We start from the raw sequence: 17,866 nt of genomic DNA, 5'->3' as shown, positions 1-17,866 counted from the left end.
TCTCAAGGGATCATATATACTGCTATCTCCCGCTCAATGCCGCGCAGCGAAACCTCGTGGGGTTCGGGCGTCAGCGCGTTCCTGCGCAAAAGATCGGCGGTGAGATTGTCTTCGACCACCGCACGAGTGGCGAAGATCGCCTGTGCGGTTGCAAGGTTCTGGACCCGCGAAGCAATGTTGACCGTCTGGCCGAAATAGTCCTGTCGCTCGTTCATGGAAACGGCGATGCAGGGGCCGGCATGGATTCCGATCTTGAGCAGAAGATCCTCGCGCCCGCTTTTGTCATTGAGCGCACGCATGGCATCGCGCATCCTGAGGGCCGCAGCAATCGCACGGTCAGGCGTCGCGAAGGTCGCCATCACCGCATCACCGATCGTCTTCACCACCGCGCCTGCCTCCGCAGCGACGATCTCGTGCAGAACCTGGAAATGCGCGCGCACGAGATCGAAGGCCGAAAGGTCGCCCACCCGCTCGTAAAGGGCGGTCGATCCGCGCAGGTCGGTGAACAGGAAGGTCAGGCTGGTGATCTTCAGGCGCTGGTTGATGTCGAGCGTATCCGTGCGATAGAGATCGCGAAACGTCTGGTTGGTGAGCAGGCGCTTGGCGGTCAGGAAGGGCCGGCGCTTGCTGAGCAAATCATGCAATGCCTGGCCGGCGATGAAGACCGTCGGCAGCACGCGGGTGTCGGTCCTGTTTTCCAGCGAAATGCGCAACGGGCCGGGTTGCATCTCCAGCGTCTGGTTCCGGACATGGTCGCGGTCGAAGACCAAAGAGAGGCTTCGGCGCTCCTTTGTTGGATCGCCCTTCACGTCGATGAACTGCGCTGAATGGGTGACTGGCTCGAAGACGATGATGAATTCGGACGGAAGCTGTATGGGCAGAACTGCCTTTTCACCGGGCGCAAGCTCGATATCCTCCAGCGAGAACTCTTCGATCGTTTTCGCGAAATCCTCATCCGGCAGATCGACGCCGGACGCCCAGTAGATCTGGCGGAAATATTCCACCAACGGCAATTCGTGTGGATTGTGGGCGGCAATCCTGCGCACGCGGGGATTGACGGTGAATGTCACCTCGACCATCTCGTCGAGGGTCGGCGAATAGCCCTCGGCGCACAGCGCGCAGGTGTATTCGTCCTTCTGCATGGTTTTCAGCGTGGCGTTGGTGTCGAGCACGCCGCCACAGCCGGGGCAAAGAACATTCCAGGAAATGTCGAAGACGCCCACCCGCGCCGCATGGAGAAAGGCGCTTATGGCGCTCTCCTCGTCGAGGCCATGCTTGCTGGCGAAGGCTGGCGCATTGATCCGGCAAAGTTCGCGGTCATTGCCCTCCGCGATGGTTCGCTGGATCGCGCCGATTGCCCGTGGATCGACATCGGTCGATTGCCGCAGAAGCGAGAACAGATCCTGAGCTTCGTTCATCGTGCAGGCTCCGGAAAATGCGCCTCCCGAGGCGTGTTGACCGGACCGCTCCTTGGTCCGAGTGATTCATTTTACGTCGAAACGGATCGTACGGCCATTCGAATAGACAAGTCTGGTGACAGCTCGATTTCCATCGGACCGCAAGCGGCACTATGATGGTCAACGGGTATTGACCTTTTGGGGCCCTTTCCATGCAGACGTCCGACAATCCGCCATTTCCAGCAGCCCTGCGCATTTTCTCCGCTGGGGTCATCATCGTCCTGATCGTGGGCGCCAGCCTGTTTTTCGCGCCGGCGCTGGTCAAGCCGCGCTGGCCCTGGCCCGTCACGCCATTCAGTGCCCGCTTCCTCGGCGGCTTCTACACTGCCGAAATGGCGGTGATGGCTGCGCTCTTGTTCTGGAACCGCTGGTCGCCCGGCAGGCTGGTGCTTGTCATGGCCTTCATCTTCACCGTTATCGTGTCGGCGGTTTCGTTGATCAATCTCGGCTATTTCAACTTCGAACGAAAAGCGACCTGGCTCTGGTTCCTGGTCTATCTAGCCTCGGCCGCGGTATCTGGGCTGTTCCTGTGGTGGGCCAGGGCCCGCCCTTCGGCAAAAGGCGTGACCCTAAACCGCGCATGGCGCGGTTACATGTTGGCGGAAACGGCGATCCTTGGGCTCTACGGCGTCGGCATGTTGCTGTTTCCCCAAGTGGTTAGCAGCAGCTGGCCATGGCCGGTCGATCCCTTCCACGGCCAGGTCTACAGCGCCATCTTCCTCGCCGGCGCCGGCGGCACATACCTCGTCTGGAGAAGTGCGCCCCGCGAGGAACTGCTGGTGCTCGGCCTGGCGCAATTTCTGGTCGGCTTGCTTGCCATCCTTGGCCTGGTCATCACCGACGCCGCGGTGCACCGGATCGACTGGACGGCGACTAAAACATTGTGCTGGCTCGCCCTTTTCGGCTGGATCGCCGTCAGCGGCATCTTCAAACTCTACGCCGCTTCCCGCCATTTCAGCTCGCAACCGGTACAATAAGGTGCAGAGACAGCTGGATTTTCAGGTGACGTCCGGTGCATCGTGCCGAGCCGATTGCCTTCGCCGGGAACGCGATGACCAGCACGACCTCCGCTGACAAAATCCAGCCGCAGCTCCGCGCCGTTAGGCCGAGCGATGCGGAGGCGCTTTGCGCCATCTTCAACATGCCGGGCTTCCGCTGGGGTACGCTCAGGATGCCTTTCGAGATGGTGGAGCAGGTGGAGCGGCGCATCGCCAAGTCCGGCCAGGAAACCACCTGGATCGTTGCCGAGTTGGACGGCAAGGTCGTCGGCCATGGCAACCTTGTTGTGCAGGGTTCGCCGCGCCGTTCGCATATCGGCGAGATCAATATCGGCCTTGACGATGCCTTTGTCGGCAAGGGCATCGGCTCTGCCATACTTGGAGCGCTGCTTGACGTGGCCGACAACTGGCGCGCCCTGAAGCGGGTCGAACTGACCGTCTATGCCGACAACGAACCGGCCATCCGTCTCTACGCAAGCCATGGCTTCGAGGTCGAAGGCCGGCATGTGAAGGCTGGTTTTACCGACGGCCAGTACCACGACCTCCTGAGCATGGCCCGGCTGCGGTTCTGAGATCCGCTGTCTCCCTTGGCGTTTGCACCGCAAGCGGCTAGACGGGACCAATGACCGCCGTCTTTGACCCAACCCCTGCGCCTCCGGCAGAAATTCTGGCTGTGCTGTCGCGGCTCTGCCCGGAAGTCGTGCGTGACATCGAGCAGAACTGGAATGCACCGGTTTCCGATTACGCCCGCCATCTGTGGCGGCCGGTGGCAAGGCCTGCATCGGGCCCGGCGATCGCTGCCCGCTCGATCCTGCGCGAAGTCCTGCAGCCACGCCTCGGTATGATCATGCTGCCTGAGGAGATCGGCAAGGCGCTCGACGACTTCGAGCACAGACCGGTGATTCAGTCCGGCCTGCACTGCCTGCTTCTTATGGACCGGATCACCTTCGATGCCCTCCTGCTTGCCTGGCTCGGCGCGGTCGAAAACGGGCTGTCGGCCTTCTTCTGCTTCATGGGAACGACGATGACCATGGAGACCATCGGCCGGGAGGGGCCGGGGTGGCTCGATATCGGCGACGACAAGGTCAACCTGTTTGGCATGGGGCGCCACAAACTGTGCCGCAAAAGCGCATGCGCGGCCGGCCCCGTGACCCTCAACAAGCGCGCGCTCGAAGCGGTGGGTGACGAAAGGGATGCCAGTCGCTGGCTGGGCACTCTGCTTGCCAGCCAGGACAAGGTGTTTGGAACCGCCGCCGATGCGCTGACAGCCCTCAACGAGGATCTGGTCGCCGATTGGGATCGTTCCGGCATGGCCCGGCCGGTTTTCATCGACGACCGGCTCGCCGCTTCTGCCATGGCGCGGCATCTAGAAGATGACGGCAGCCTTCTTTCCAGCCTGCTCTTTGAGCCTGCAAGGCGCCAGCGTCTCGAACTTGCCTTGGAAGTGGCCGCATCGGGCCCTTTCGGCAGATTCCTGCCCAATGCCACGGACTATTTCTGGGGCATCCGCGAGGAGCGCGTGCGCAAGCTCGTCCTCGCGAACGGACACCTGATCGAGCCTGACAGGCCGGATGGCCTTTCCATCCCGTTCGAGCGGCAGCATCTCAAGCAGGCGCTGCTGGACGGCCTGCTGCTGCCGAACCTCTTCCTGACGTTCCTCGTCCTAGCAATATTGCCGCGGGTGCGGGTTGTGGGCGGCCTGAGACAGATTGGCTATGTAGCGCTTTTCCACTCCATCCTGCTGGCTTCGCTAGATGAGACCGCGCCGGAAGAGCGCGATCTGGCTGCGGAGCTGCAGGTTCGGGAAAATGCCTGGGGCATGCGGGTCATCGATGAAGAGATCTCGGTCCGCGAGCAGCTTGCCGGCCTGCCGGAAGGGGCGCTCTTCCCCGACCTGCTGCGGCAATACCGTTTGCGGACATTTGCCGAGACGACCGACGACCTGAAGCTGGTTCGCGAAAACGCCCGGTGGCGCAAGATCGGCCGGGCCTCTGAGGTCTGACCCGGCCGCATGGCCTTACCCAGTCATTGCACCACACCGGCCTTGCGGAGCCCTTCGACCATGAGGTCGAAATCGGCAGGGTTCTTATAGGGCAAGACTTTGCGACGGTGTTCCAGCGAATAGTCGGCATTGACGCGAAGCAGATCCTGCCATGCGGCGCGGGCCTCGGGCAAACGGCCGAGATGGCCGTAGCAGGCGGCCAGAAGCGCGCGCGAGACGTCGGTGATCGCATTGCGAGCCAAGCGCTGCAGCAGGAGGTCAACGGCCTCTTCGTACCGTCCCAGTTGAAACGACGCCAATGCCTGGAAGTGCAGAAGCACGTCCGGACTGTATGGGTTCAATGTCTGTGCCCGGGCGAAACTCTCGAGGGCCTCCTCGGGCCTGCCTAAATAGTACAGCGTTTGGCCGCGACTTACATGCGCTTCGGCGAAGTTCGGGTTGAGGACCAGTGCGCGCTCGACCTCATCGACGGCCTCGTCGTGCCGTCGTGTGTACAGCTTGGCTATCGCCAGTGCCCAGTGCGCCCAGGGATCGTTGTCATCCAGCATTACCGCTCGCGTCGCGGCCTCTTCGGCTTGCGCCATCGATTCCGGCGGCGACGCACCCCACCTGTTCAGGTAATCGATGCCGTGCGTGAGGGCGAGGAAAGCGTGGGCAGTGGCAAAATTCGGGTCCAGTTCGGTTGCGCGTTGCAAGAGCTCGCGAGCCGCAAGGTTCGTCTCCTTCGTCAGCCGGTGCCACAGCTCCCGGCCGCGCAGGAAACAGTCATACGCCTCGGTGTTGCGAGGGTGCTCGGGCGCCAGCCGCAGACGGACATCCTCAGTCAGGTTGAGTGCCAGCGCACTGACGATCTGCTGCGTCACGTCGTCCTGCACCGCGAATATGTCGGTGAGGTCGCGATCGAACCGCTCTGCCCAGCGATGACCGCCCGTGGTTGCGTCGATGAGCTGCGCGGTGATGCGCACCCTGTTGCCCGACTTGCGTACGCTGCCCTCGAGCACATGCCGCACGCCGAGCTTCGTGCCTACGTCCTGCACATGGACGTTCTGGCCCTTGAAGGTGAACGACGAATTGCGGGCGATGACGAAGAGCTGCGACAGTTTGGACAGCGCCGTGATGATGTCTTCGGAGATGCCGTCGGCGAAGTAGTCCTGTTCGGCGTCACCGCTCATGTTGGCAAACGGCAGCACGGCGATGGACAGTTTCGGCGCTGCCGTGGCCGGCCGGCTCGTCGCGGTTTGCAGGGTCGCGGCCGCCTTGGTCCCGGCGCTGCCGACTTGCAGCGAATAGACCCGGATCGGCTCGGCGATGTTCTTGAGCTGTGTGCTGCCGAGATCGCTGACCGAGAGGTCGAGCCTCGCCTTGACCTGGCGATAAGCATCCTCGGACAGGCATATGGCGCCGGGCGCTGCGACGCCCTCCAAGCGCGAGGCGATGTTGACGCCGTCGCCCATCAGGTCGCCGTCGCTTTCCTCGACCACATCCCCAAGATGGATGCCGATCCTGAACTCGATGCGGCGGTCCTGCGGTACGCCGGCATTGCGCTCAACCATACCGTGCTGAATCTCAACGGCGCAGCGCACGGCATCCACCACACTGCGGAACTCAACCAGCGCCCCATCCCCGGTGCGCTTGATCACCCGTCCGCGGTGGACTGCGATTATCGGATCGATCAGGTCGCTGCGCAGTGCCCGCAATCTCGCCAAAGTACGATCTTCGTCCGCGCTCGCGAGCCGGCTGTATCCGACCACATCCGCAGCCAGGATCGCGGCTAGCTTACGATTCTCGCTCATGGGTCCGTCTCCTCATCTCCAAGATAGCAGGAAGACGGAGGGTAAGAGGGAACTTTTGCAAACGACGGCGATGCAGCCGCCCGAATCGGCAGCGCTTTGCCACAGGACCCACACTGATCGCTCGATGCCCATTTGCGCTGCCGCTTGCCGGTCGACGGCTATCGGTTCATCCTGTGAATGCCCTGGCCGTGAAGTGCGTAGAAAGATCACGCCGTCACGGCCCCTAGAGCCGGATGATTTCAGGTCGAATCGATCTGAGGTCTGAATCCGTCTCTAAGTCAAAGAGATAGAGCATGATGTCGTCCGAAAACCGGTTCACACTTTTCGGCATCATGCTCTGGTGAGGTCTGTCCGATGGACTGCTCAGGCTGCGGTTTCGAGGTTGAAGGTGGTTACGCTTTCTGTCCGAAGTGTGGCAGGCGCCAGCCCGTGCCATGCGCCAGTTGCGGCTACCTCTGCGCACCGGATTTCGAGTTCTGCCCGAAATGTGGGGCAAGCGTCGGTGCGCCCGCAAAGGCCGTCGAACGGCCTGCTCCGACACCAAGCCGGGCCATTGTGCCGCCTTCTCGAACGCCGTCGCTGCTTGCGAACATCGAAAGCGAAGAAGGGGCGCACACCGTCTCTGATGCCGATCGACGGACGGTAACGGTCCTGTTCGCCGACCTCTGCGGCTTCACGACACTCAGCGAGCAACTCGACCCCGAGGTCATGCAAGCGCTGCAGAACGAATTATTCAAGGAATTGACGGCGGCCGTGCGAAACTTTGGTGGTTTCGTCGACAAATTCATCGGCGATGCACTGCTCGCTTTGTTCGGCGCGCCTGTCGCGCATGAGGACGATCCAGAACGCGCGCTTCGCGCTGCTCTCGACATGATCGCCCGGACGGCGCGGCTCGGCGAAAGCGCACCCCACTCCGGCACGCCTCTGTTACTCCACATCGGCATAAACACTGGTGCGGTCGTCACCGGCGGATTGGGCATCGGCACCGCCAAATCCTACTCGGTGACGGGTGATACGGTGAACACGGCGCAACGCCTGCAATCGCTGGCCGCACCGGGCGAGGTGCTGGTGGGCGAGCTCACGCACAGGCTGACCCGGCATGCCTTCTCTTACGAATCGCTGGGCGATGTCGTCCTTCGCGGCAAGGCCGGCAGTGTGCTCGTCCATCGATTGGATGCACCGCTTGCGGCGCCGCGTGCAGCGCGTGGGCTCGAAGCGCTCGGCCTCAGTGCGCCGATAATAGGTCGGGATGCGGAGCTCAACAGAATGCTGGCGAGCCTTGACCAGGCGTGCGGCGGCTCGGCCCAACTTGTCCGCCTCGTCGGCGAAGCCGGTATCGGAAAATCGCGGCTGGTGAAGGAGTTCGTTGCCCGCGTCGGCGACGAGGATCGTTATCGCAATGTCGCGGTGCGGCAGGCCACGTGCTCACCGCTGGGCGAACAATCATTCGGCGCCCTGGGCGCAGTCGTGCGCAGCGCCGCCGGGATGATGCAACATGACAATGGGGACGAAATGCGGGGGAAGCTCGCAGGCTTGCTTACCGATCTCGGCCTGCAGGGCGAGGAGGCGAAGCGGCTTATGCCTTTGCTCTACCATGTGCTTGGCCTTGGCGACCCCGATGCCACCTTGCAGCATGTCGAGCCCGAGCAGTTGCGGCGGCAAATTCTCTACGCGGTCCGCACAATCATCGAACGGCGGCTTGCGTTGTCGCCGCTGTTGATTGTCGTCGAAGACCTGCACTGGGCCGACGCCGTGTCGCTTGAGGCACTGCGTTTCGTGATGGACAGGTTGGAGCGCACGCGGTTGCTGTTGCTGGTCACGCATCGTCCAGCGCCGGACAACGGCCAGCTCGATTCAAGTCGGGTCAGTCACACAGCGCTCAGGCTTTCGCCGCTCAACAGGGATGACGGACGCAGTCTGCTGGCGGCGCTTTTCGGCGAGGGTTGGGTAAACTCCGCAAGCGGGCTTCTCGACCAGATCCTCGAGCGCGCGGGCGGCAACCCGCTTTTTGTAGAGGAGATCGTTCGCGGCCTTATCGATCGCGGTGTACTGATGCGTGAGGGCCAGCGGTGGCGGACCGTGGCAGGCGACGTCGCAACCGGCATTCCCGCCACCATCCAGGCAATGTTGCTTGCTCGCGTCGACCGGCTGCCCCAGGAGGTGCGCCGGTTGGCCCAGGAAGCCGCGGTCATCGGCCCGCGCTTCGATGTCACACTTCTAAAAACCGTGACAGCCGACCCCGGCCGGCTGGAAGCCGGCTGCGAACTGCTTTGCGATGCGGAGATCATCGAGGAAGTTGCCGGATCAGGTTCGGCCTCATCGCAGATGTACCGCTTTACGCAAACATTGCTGCAAGACGTGATCTACCAGAATCTGCTCCTGCAACGCCGGACCGACATCCATGGGCGGGTCGGTGTCGCCTTGGAGCACCTGCTTGGCGACAAGCCGGAACGGCTCGAGGATTTGACCGTGCTCGGTCATCATTTCGCACAGAGCGCCGAGCGGGAGCGGGGCGCGCATTACCTGCAGGCGGCAGGCGATCGCGCTCGCACAATATACGCCAATGACGACGCCCTTCGTTTCTACGAGCGCGCACTGACCGCGTTGGGCGCGATCGGGCAAACACCGCTCAAATTGGCAATTGCAGAGCGCATTGCCGATTTGAGCGGCCCCGCAGGCCGCCGCGAGATCGCGCACCAGCACTACGAGACGGTGCTGCAGGCATATCGCGAGTCAGCCGATCGTGTCGCTTCGGCGCGAGTCCTGCGCAAGATCGGTCGGCTGCTCTGGGACGTCGGCAAGCGGGACAACGCAGAATCCCGCTATGCCGAAGCGGCAGCGCTTCTGGATGGAGCGGATGCCCCGGTCGAGCAGGCGCATCTCTGGCAAGAACGTGGCCGACAGGCATTCCGGAGCGGAGATCACGCTCTCGCGGCAAAATGGGCAGACGCGGCGCTGGATTGCGTAGGTACTCTGACAACGGAGCAGGTCTCCGAGGTGGGGGGTGACGCCACTCTTGTGACTGCCGAGGCACATAATACCAAGGCTGTTGCGCTGGCTCGCCTTGGGCGAAACAGTGAAGCCGTGCGTCAAGTCGAGCGCAGCATTGAATTGGCCGAAGCCGCCGGTCTACTGGGCGCGGCCTGCCGCGGCTACACCAATCTCGGTGTGCTTTACACGACCATCGATCCGGCACGGGCGATGGAGGTCTGTCGGCGCGGTCTTGAAGTGGCGCGCCGTATTGGTGATTTGGGTTTCCAGGCGCGCCTCCTCGCCAATCTGGCGGTCGCTTGTTGTACTTTCACGGATCGCTGTCCAACGGAGGGCGTGCCTGCTGCCGAGAAGGCCATCGAGATCGACCGAGCGCTCGACCAGCGCGAGCACCTGCCGGTGCCGTTGATCGTGCTTGGGCAGATCCACCAGTGCAACGGCCGCCCGGAACTGGCGGTTGGCTTCTTCCACGAAGCACTGGATGTCGCCCGCGAAACGGGCGAGCCCCAATTGCTGTTTCCGTGCTATGATGGTCTCGCAACGCTTAATCTCGACCTCGACAATCTGGCCGAGGCCGAGCGCTACTTTTCCTTGGCGCAGGATATATGCGCCCAGCACGGGCTCGACCCGGAAGCGCTTGTGGTGCTGCCTTTTCTCGACTAGCCGGGCGGGAGGTTGGACATGTCTGCGCCTAGTGACTTGGTACCGCTTCAACCGGGCGACCGTGCGCCGAACGTGATACTCGACGCCATTACCCAGGAAGGCAAGATCGCGCTTGACGACTTTCGCGGACAAAAACCGGTGCTGGTCGGCCTGTTTCGAGGTCTGCATTGTGCGTTTTGCCGGCGCCATATCGCCGCCCAGGCGCGGCTTGATCCGGAGCTGCGCGAAAGAGGCGTGGGGAGCCTAACGGTGGTCAACACGCCGATCGAACGGGCGCGTCTCTATTTCCGCTACCACCCGATGCCTAATCTGCTTGCGGCCTCCGACCCCGAACGCGCCTCACATCGTGCTTTTGGACTGCCCAATCTCGAATTCACAGAAAACGAGACGAACTGGCCATACAAGGTCGCGATGGCAGTGGCAAAAAATATGCGGGTCGACATGCCAGGCGAGTTGCCCGGCCCTATGGATCCTATGGCGGCCGGCGAAATCCTCGACAAGATCGACCATTACGAACTGACCGAAGCCGACAAGCAGATGATGGCAACGGGGCACGGACAACTGGTAGGTCAGTTCCTACTGGACCGGCAAGGGATCGTTCGCTGGAGCTTCACGGAGGTTCCCGAGGGTGGGCGATACATGTTTGGGGCGCCAAACCCGCAGGAGCTGATGTCAGCCGTGTCTCAAGTCGCCCAATAGACAAGTTCATCGTTCATTCGAGCACGGCCTCGACGATGGCAACAAAGTCATCGAGCGAGCGATCCCCGCGAATCTCGATGCGCGGAAGGTCGATGGGATCGCAATCGAGGTCGGCCGGCCCGTGCCTGCCGCCGAAGCCGATCCGGTAGCCGCACTCCCTGGCCAGCCGGCCAAGCCGTCGGTCGGTGACAGAGAAGGGTGCCGCGAACGCCGTGGTTGGCCGACCTGTCCACCGTTCGATGAACATACGAGAGCGCAGGAGCTCGGCGGCCAGGTCGGAACTCGACAGACCATCGATCGCGCGATGCGTCGCCATGTGGCTTCCGAAGAACGCACCTTCGGCAGCGAGGCGTCGCACCGTCCCCGCGCCCAAAAGCTGCGTCGGCGGACCGCTGTGGGCGTCCCACCGTGCACTTTCACCCGCCAGGTCCGTCACCAGGAACACTTCCGCGGTCAGGTCGTTGGCACGCAAGGTCGGCCACGCATGGTCGGCAAAGTTATGGAAGCCGTCATCGAAGGTGATGAGCACTGGGCGGCCAACGAAAGGTTGACGGTTGGCGATGCACCCTTCCAGCTGCTCTGAATTAATCGCATGAAAGCCATTGGCGCGCAGCCATGCCATCTGGCTGGCGAATGCGGCTGGCGTGAGCCGAAAACGGGCGAGCGCGGCCGGACCTTCATCGGCGACGCCGTGATACATGAGGACGGGGATACGCTGGCGCCGCTCGTTACGCGCGACGTCGCGGCGCAAGGCCCGCGCCCCGCCCCAGATGACATTTCGCGCGACCCCGATTTCGATAGGCGCGCGGATTGGCACATGATCGATCACCGGTTCCGTCACCACATCGTCCGGCGACAGGCGGCGGAAGCGGTCTATGCGATAGAGCTCGGTCTGGATCGATTGCTCGAGAACGAGGCCTTCGGTCGCTGCCAGCGTCTCCGAGATCGCTTGGGCACCGAATGTGTTCCAGTCGAAGCCCGTCCTTTCAACATTGTCACGTAGGACGAATGCGTGTGCGCTGATGAAACTGCCGCCAGGCGCCAGCGCATCAGCGAATTTTCTGCTGATACGCCGCAACTCGGCGAGATCATCCAGATAGTAGAGCACTTCCGAACAAAAAATCAGATCCATCTCACCCGGCAGCGCGTCTGCAGCGAAATCCAGCACACCGAACTCAATGTTAGGCCGATCACTGCATCGCGCACGGGCCCGCTCGATGGCTATGGCGGAGATGTCGGTTGCGGTCAAATGGCTCACACGCGACGCCAGCTGCCGCGTGAAGTGGCCCTCCGCGCAAGCCAGCTCAAGCGCCCGTCCGATGGGACCGGCAGGCAGGATTTCGAGCTGCCGCTCATATTTTTCCTGCTCATAGAACGAGCCGTAGTTCCACGGATCCTCGGTCGCGAAATAGCTATTCCAGAACGCCGTGCGATCATTCCTGTCCGTGGTCCGTGCTCGGCGCGGCGCGGCAGGAGGCTGTGCTGGTTCGGCGCTCGACCGGACCAGTTCCCGCGCTTCAGCGGCCAATTGGGCGAGCTTGCCGAAGTGACTGTCCGGATCGGACCGGCGTTCGGCTGTAGGCAACAATGCCTCGTCTGCAAGCGTGTTTAACGTGTCGACACCGGCGCCCTCCTGCGGCACGGTTGATCGTCCAGCAAGCCTTGCCGTACTGTCTGTAAGCCGTTGAGCGGGCACGACATTCCGGATCAACTCAATCCAATGATCCCTTGTCACTGTCCCGAGCGCGCCAAACTGCAAGACAGCCTCGATCTGGCCGTCCATCATCAGATAGGCATAAATTCGATCGATGCCTTCCGGGAGTTCAATCGCGGTCGGATTGCGTGCGTCGACGCGAACTCCAAGTGTCCGCGCCAGCCTGCGCGGCACGGCAAGATCGTCGGCATCGAGAAGCATTTGCTCAAGCTGATACTGGACGCGGCGACCCGCTGCGGGATTGTCCCAGACCTTGCCGAGTTCGATGATCAACTCGGTGAGGGAGCTGCCGAACCTGCCCCACCTGGAAGCCAATTGCGCCGGCACCGACAGGCCTCCGGCCATTAGGCCGTCGAAGATCACCTTGGCGATCTCATGTGTCCACTTACGTCCTGCGGGGAGCGCGCGCAGGGACTGCGGATCGATCGAGCGCGAGCCGCGGCCGCAATCCGACGCGGCGTTCCGCAACGCGGTCCACGCAAGGGCTTCGGAAGCAGTACCGCCGTTCGCATTATCGTTGGCCATCGAGCTTTCGTTTTCTCCGGCAAGAGTCGGCGAATGTCAAAAACGGATGACGGCATCGGATGGCAGCACTGCTCTGTCAAGGCCGGGGCGGATTAGAGGCAGGCAAAAAGGCTTGGTGACAGGCTGAATAGCAAGCGCTCATGCCCCTCGTGTATGGCCTGGGATCCTGGTGCCGGCGTTCTGTGCCCAGAATCACCTATGCCCGGTTCATGGAAACGCCCGGAGGTCCGAGCCGAGGTCGAAATACCTCTCCTGAGGGCTAGTAGACAACGCCAAGCAACTGGCGCAACGGTCTAGCCTGCACCGATGACGCCTTGTACCACAACATTGGCTTGTTGAAGTTAGTAGCAACGACGGACATAGATGTCGTTGCTTGCCGATTTGACCGGAAGGTTACAGCACGATGCCACGCATGATTCGACGATTGGGAGCCAGGAATCTGGCACGCCGGGCACGACGTCTCGGATATCTGACTGCGATGTTTGTCCTGATTGCCGGGCCGCTCGTCTGTGGTATCGCCCTCTTGCTGGCTGGTCCGGCACAGGCGCAGTCACCAGCGACCGTCGCGCCTGAAAGGGTCAAACAGCTGTTTGAGCTTCTCGACGATCCGTCAGTGAAGGCCTGGGTGGCCGAACAACGAAAACAGGACGCCGGGTCAACGGGAACGCCTGCCGAGGCAGGCGCTTCGCCGGCCGACGCATCGTCCGGCGCCGTGGCCGCACCAGCCCAGATGAATACGATGGCATCCTCGACGCTCGATCGGATCAAGCATCATATCGAACGGATCGTGCGAACCTTGCCCTCGCTGCCAGGCCAGTTCGCGCGCGTTCGGGAAGCGACCATGGAGGATATGTCCAGCAGGGGGCCAGCCGGCATATTTTTGCTGATTGCGATTTTCATCGCCGCCGGCCTGGCGCTGACCTGGGCCACGTACAAACTCACCCGTCCATTTCGTCTTTGGATCATCGCCCAACCGAAGGATACGCCCATCGGGCGGGCCAAGAAGATTGGTGGTCGGCTGCTTTATTCCAGCCTGCTGATTGTCTCGTTCGCGGTGGGCAGCGCCGGCGCGTTCATGTTGTTCGACTGGCCAGTGCTCATCCGTGAGATTGTGCTGACATTTCTGATGGCGGCAGTCGTTACATGGGGTGTGCGCACGTACGTCATAGCCTTGCTCGTCCCTTCCTTCATGCGTGTCGAGAACGCCGTCGAGGTTCGTGCCTTGCCGATCACCAACGAGACGGCCGACCATTGGTCCTTTTGGCTATCGCGGATCGTCGGCGTCTTCGCCTTCTTCGCAGCCGCTTTTATCCTCCTGCCCGGTCTCGGCATCGATCGGGACGGAATGATGGTCCTGTTTCTGGGCGCCGATTTCGTGCTGCTGTTTCTGTGGCTGCTTGCCGTTTGGCGCCGGCCAAGAATGCGGCGGGACGATGGGCACGGTCACACGGCAGCAACATGGTTGTTGACGGCTTATTTCGTCGCTCTGTTTATGGAGCGTATCGCCGGCCTGTACACATGGTTCTGGTTTACCTTGGCCGCATTCGTCCTGCCTTTGGCAATCGTGCTGACGCAGCGCGGGGTCAATTTCGTCCTGCGGCCGGGTTCGGAAGATGTCGGCCGGCCTACCATCCCGGCGGTGACGATCGCGGCCATCGATCGCGGAATCCGGATGATGTTGATCCTGGCGGCGGCTTACTTCCTCGCGCGTGTCTGGGGCCTGGACATGCAATCCATGCGCGACAGCGATCCGACGACGACGTTCATATTGCGCGGCTTGATCAACGTCGTGGTCATTGCCCTCGCAGCCGATTTCGGCTGGTCGATCATCAAGGCCTTGATCGAACGAAAGCTGGGCATCGAAATGCCGCACCCTGTGATCAGCGAGGAGGACGTTCCGATCCTCGATGCGCAGCAGGCACGGCTGCACACGCTCTTGCCCATCCTCCAGAACATGCTGCTCGCATTGATCATCGTGATGGCGGTGCTGATGATGCTCGCGTCTTTGGGTATCCAGATCGGCCCGCTGATCGCCGGCGCTGGCGTCGTCGGCGTCGCAGTGGGCTTTGGCGCACAAACCGTCGTCAAGGACGTCATTTCGGGCGTGTTTTTTCTGCTCGATGATGCGTTTCGTGTCGGCGAATATATTTCCTCGGGCAATTACAAAGGTACGGTGGAAAGCTTCTCGCTGCGCTCGGTGAAGCTGCGCCACCATCGCGGTCCGCTGTTCACAATACCGTTTGGTGAACTCGGGGCGGTCCAGAACCAGAGCCGTGACTGGGTTATCGACAAATTCAACATCACCGTCGGCTATGACACCGATATCGACTTCGCCCGCAAGCTGATCAAGCGGATCGGTCTCGAACTGGCGGAAGATCCCGAGTTCAAAAACTGGGTGCTCGACCCGATCAAGATGCAGGGCGTACAGGAATTCGGCGAGTACGGCATCGTGTTGAGGGTCAAGGCCATGACCAGACCCGGAGGCGCCTTCGGTATGAAACGCAAATTCTATGTACGCATCCGCCAAGCCTTCAAGGAGCAGGGCATCGAACTGCCATTTCCGACCGTCCACGTCCAGGGGCTGCAGAACCCACATGAGGCAGAGAATGCGCCGTTGGAGATCCCACCCGAGTTGCAAATGGCCGTCGCGCAGTCGCACACCAATCGGCGCAGAAAAAAAGCTGGCACAACGGAGTAGGAAGCCTGTGACACCTGCCGGTCACAACGCGGCCTTTCGCGACTCGGCCGTGACGGGGAATTCTTTTATCTTGAACCGATTGAGACGCGATTCTCGCTCAAGGGTCCATCTCCACCGATAGCAGGAACACGCAGTGTAAGAGGGAACTTCCGCAAGCCCACGCCTAGATCACCGTCTCTCCTCCATCGATAACCAGAATCTGGCCCGTCATGTACGAGGACCGGTCGGACACAAGAAACAGCACTGCCTCCGCGATTTCCTCGACGCTTGCCCAACGACCAAGCGGCACTTTTTCACGGATGTAGGCTTCGATGGCTTCCCGGCCTCCCATCTGGGCGATGAAAGGGCCATTGAAGGGCGTGTCGACCCAGCCGGGGCAAAGCGCGTTGACGCGAATGCCAAAGCGGCCATAGTCGCCCGCCATCTGCCTGGTCATCGCGATCACCGCGTGCTTGGTCGTCGTATAGGCGATCATCTCGCGGTCGTAGAGCACGCCGGAGCTCGACGACGTGTTGAGGATGACCCCGCGACCCGCCTTTTTCATGAACGGCATGACGATGCGGGCGCCGAGGAAGTGAGCCCGCACGTTGAGCGTCCAGGATGCGTCGAAGCCTTTGACACTCACACCAAGCAGGTCGCCCTCGACCTGCGCGCCGGCATGATTGTGGAGGATGTCAATCCTGCCTTGAGTGTGGATGAAATCGTGAAAGCCGGCTTCAAGCGCCTGGTCGTCGGTCAGGTCGAATACAAGCGACTTTGCCCGGCCACCAGCAGCAAGAATCTGTTCGACGGTCACGTTCGCGCCGTCAGCGCTGCGGTCCGCCACGCCGACCACCGCACCCTCGCGCGCGATGATCAGCGCTGCCGCCCTGCCGATGCCCGATCCTGCCCCGGTGACGATTGCGGTCCTGTCCTTCAGGATCATCTTTCAGCCCCCTTTCTCGCCGGCCCGTAATCCTGCATCATCCGTCGGACGGGCCTCGCCCGCTTGGATGCGCGCCGATCAACCTCTGGGGAAAAAGACAGGCATGTACGACTTCGGCCCCTTCAAGTTCGAGTCGAAGCAGGATTTTTTCGACAAGGCAATCCGTTTCTGGAATCCCGACAAGACCAGGTTCTGGCAGAAAGCCGGGATCGATCTGGTGATCGGCAGGCGTGAAGGCTATTTCCTCTACGACATGTCGGGCCGCCGCCTGATCGACCTGCACCTCAATGGCGGCACCTACAATCTCGGTCACCGCAACCCGGAACTGGTCGAGACGCTGAAGAGCGCGCTCGATTATTTCGACATAGGCAACCACTGGTTTCCCTCCGTGGCGCGGACGGCGCTGGCCGAAGCCCTCGTCAATGTCTCACCAGGAATGAAATATGCGATCTTCGCGCCGGGCGGCGCCGAGGCGGTGGACATCGCCATCAAGAGCGCTCGCTATGCCACCAAGCGGCGCAAGATCGTGTCGATCATCAAGGGTTATCACGGGCATTCGGGGCTTGCGGTGGCGACCGGCGACGAGCGCTTCACCAAGATCTTTCTTTCCGACCAGCCGGAGATGTTCATCCAGGTTCCGTTCAACGATATCGACGCCATGGAGCAGGCGCTGAAGGGCGAAGACGTCGCGGCGCTGATCATCGAGACGATCCCCGCCACGTACGGCTTCCCAATGCCGAAGGACGGCTATCTCAGCGCCTGCAAGGCGCTGTGCGAAAAGCATGGCGCGATGTACATCGCCGACGAGGTGCAGACCGGCCTGATGCGGACCGGCAGCATGTGGGGCTGGCAGGCCTATGGCGTCCAGCCGGATATCATGGTGACGGCAAAGGGCCTGTCCGGCGGCCTCTATCCGATCAGTGCGACGCTGGTGAACGACAGGGCCGGCGGCTGGCTCAACGAGGACGGGGCGGCCCACATCTCGACCACCGGCGGGGCCGAACTCGGCTGTGTGGTTGCTCACAAAGTCATCGAGATGCTGCAGCGGCCTGAGCTGGTGGCCAATGTCGGCACCGTGACCGAGTTCATGGCGCAGGCCATGCGTGAGATGCAGGTTCGTCACGGCGATATCTTCACCGGGGTGCGCCAGAAAGGCGTGATCCTCGGCCTGGAATTCAGCAATCACAGGGAAGGCGCCGTCTTCGTCTCGCGCGCACTCTATGAGCACGGCGTGTGGGCGATCTTCTCGTCGCTCGACAAGCAGGTGCTGCAGTGGAAGCCTGGCGTGCTTCTCGATCACGAAACCTGCCAGGACATCATGGATCGCTTCGACGCGGCAATGCCGCGCGCGCGAGAACTGCTGCACCAGGCGGGCAAGGCGAGTTGACATGTCCCGAACCT

The 17,866-nt window shown here is 61.9% G+C and carries 11 protein-coding genes; 7 read left to right on the top strand and 4 right to left on the bottom strand.

Annotated features, from left to right (window positions below; genetic code table 11):
- Positions 1-2: 2 nt before the first annotated feature.
- A complete protein-coding gene (locus A3A9_RS0131400; RefSeq protein ID WP_027062171.1) occupies positions 3-1,418 on the bottom strand; it encodes an adenylate/guanylate cyclase domain-containing protein in 1,416 nt (471 codons plus the stop codon).
- 191 nt (positions 1,419-1,609) lie between these two features.
- Between A3A9_RS0131400 and A3A9_RS0131395 the strand changes: the two genes are divergently transcribed.
- The 3 genes from A3A9_RS0131395 (at position 1,610) to A3A9_RS0131385 (ending at position 4,457) form a co-directional block, all read left to right on the top strand.
- Positions 1,610-2,434, top strand: coding sequence for a hypothetical protein (locus A3A9_RS0131395; RefSeq protein WP_027062170.1), 825 nt, complete (start codon positions 1,610-1,612; stop codon positions 2,432-2,434).
- A gap of 74 nt (positions 2,435-2,508) precedes the next feature.
- A complete protein-coding gene (locus A3A9_RS0131390; RefSeq protein WP_027062169.1) occupies positions 2,509-3,027 on the top strand; it encodes a GNAT family N-acetyltransferase in 519 nt (172 codons plus the stop codon).
- A 269-nt stretch (positions 3,028-3,296) separates the two neighbouring features.
- A complete protein-coding gene (locus A3A9_RS0131385; protein ID WP_245279166.1) occupies positions 3,297-4,457 on the top strand; it encodes a hypothetical protein in 1,161 nt (386 codons plus the stop codon).
- Between the two features lie 23 nt (positions 4,458-4,480).
- Here A3A9_RS0131385 and A3A9_RS0131380 read toward each other — a convergent pair whose 3' ends face one another.
- Entirely contained in the window at positions 4,481-6,250 is a 1,770-nt protein-coding gene (locus tag A3A9_RS0131380) for an adenylate/guanylate cyclase domain-containing protein (protein WP_027062167.1), read from the bottom strand.
- A gap of 354 nt (positions 6,251-6,604) precedes the next feature.
- Here A3A9_RS0131380 and A3A9_RS0131375 point away from each other — a divergent pair, with 354 nt between their 5' ends.
- Together A3A9_RS0131375 and A3A9_RS0131370 are read left to right on the top strand one after the other, a co-directional pair.
- Positions 6,605-9,904: an adenylate/guanylate cyclase domain-containing protein gene (locus tag A3A9_RS0131375; protein WP_027062166.1), complete on the top strand. Its 3,300-nt coding sequence runs from the start codon at positions 6,605-6,607 to the stop codon at positions 9,902-9,904.
- A gap of 18 nt (positions 9,905-9,922) precedes the next feature.
- Positions 9,923-10,603: a redoxin domain-containing protein gene (locus A3A9_RS0131370; RefSeq protein WP_027062165.1), complete on the top strand. Its 681-nt coding sequence runs from the start codon at positions 9,923-9,925 to the stop codon at positions 10,601-10,603.
- A gap of 13 nt (positions 10,604-10,616) precedes the next feature.
- On the opposite strand, the gene A3A9_RS41960 is transcribed toward A3A9_RS0131370, so the two are convergent.
- Positions 10,617-12,842, bottom strand: coding sequence for an SAM-dependent methyltransferase (locus A3A9_RS41960; RefSeq protein ID WP_245279165.1), 2,226 nt, complete (start codon positions 12,840-12,842; stop codon positions 10,617-10,619).
- A gap of 478 nt (positions 12,843-13,320) precedes the next feature.
- Between A3A9_RS41960 and A3A9_RS0131360 the strand changes: the two genes are divergently transcribed.
- Positions 13,321-15,540, top strand: coding sequence for a mechanosensitive ion channel family protein (locus A3A9_RS0131360; RefSeq protein ID WP_027062164.1), 2,220 nt, complete (start codon positions 13,321-13,323; stop codon positions 15,538-15,540).
- A gap of 163 nt (positions 15,541-15,703) precedes the next feature.
- Here the strand turns inward: A3A9_RS0131360 and A3A9_RS0131355 are convergent, their stop codons facing one another.
- Positions 15,704-16,465, bottom strand: coding sequence for an SDR family NAD(P)-dependent oxidoreductase (locus A3A9_RS0131355; RefSeq protein WP_027062163.1), 762 nt, complete (start codon positions 16,463-16,465; stop codon positions 15,704-15,706).
- Between the two features lie 103 nt (positions 16,466-16,568).
- Between A3A9_RS0131355 and A3A9_RS0131350 the strand changes: the two genes are divergently transcribed.
- Positions 16,569-17,852: an aspartate aminotransferase family protein gene (locus A3A9_RS0131350; protein WP_027062162.1), complete on the top strand. Its 1,284-nt coding sequence runs from the start codon at positions 16,569-16,571 to the stop codon at positions 17,850-17,852.
- The last annotated feature ends 14 nt before the right edge of the window (positions 17,853-17,866 follow it).

The organism is Mesorhizobium loti CJ3sym (assembly GCF_000472785.1).
In the GTDB taxonomy this organism is placed as follows: domain Bacteria; phylum Pseudomonadota; class Alphaproteobacteria; order Rhizobiales; family Rhizobiaceae; genus Mesorhizobium; species Mesorhizobium loti_E.
This window is presented reverse-complemented; position numbering and strand designations above follow the sequence as displayed.

Bases quoted from the DNA above. Each gene is read 5' to 3' on its own strand.
- A3A9_RS0131355 (WP_027062163.1), bottom strand. From the start codon at position 16,465: ATGATCCTGAAGGACAGGACCGCAATCGTCACCGGGGCAGGATCGGGC.
- A3A9_RS0131380 (WP_027062167.1), bottom strand. From the start codon at position 6,250: ATGAGCGAGAATCGTAAGCTAGCCGCGATCCTGGCTGCGGATGTGGTC.
- A3A9_RS0131395 (WP_027062170.1), top strand. From the start codon at position 1,610: ATGCAGACGTCCGACAATCCGCCATTTCCAGCAGCCCTGCGCATTTTC.
- A3A9_RS0131360 (WP_027062164.1), top strand. From the start codon at position 13,321: ATGTTTGTCCTGATTGCCGGGCCGCTCGTCTGTGGTATCGCCCTCTTG.
- A3A9_RS0131390 (WP_027062169.1), top strand. From the start codon at position 2,509: ATGACCAGCACGACCTCCGCTGACAAAATCCAGCCGCAGCTCCGCGCC.
- A3A9_RS41960 (WP_245279165.1), bottom strand. From the start codon at position 12,842: ATGGCCAACGATAATGCGAACGGCGGTACTGCTTCCGAAGCCCTTGCG.
- A3A9_RS0131385 (WP_245279166.1), top strand. From the start codon at position 3,297: ATGATCATGCTGCCTGAGGAGATCGGCAAGGCGCTCGACGACTTCGAG.
- A3A9_RS0131370 (WP_027062165.1), top strand. From the start codon at position 9,923: ATGTCTGCGCCTAGTGACTTGGTACCGCTTCAACCGGGCGACCGTGCG.
- A3A9_RS0131400 (WP_027062171.1), bottom strand. From the start codon at position 1,418: ATGAACGAAGCTCAGGATCTGTTCTCGCTTCTGCGGCAATCGACCGAT.
- A3A9_RS0131375 (WP_027062166.1), top strand. From the start codon at position 6,605: ATGGACTGCTCAGGCTGCGGTTTCGAGGTTGAAGGTGGTTACGCTTTC.
- A3A9_RS0131350 (WP_027062162.1), top strand. From the start codon at position 16,569: ATGTACGACTTCGGCCCCTTCAAGTTCGAGTCGAAGCAGGATTTTTTC.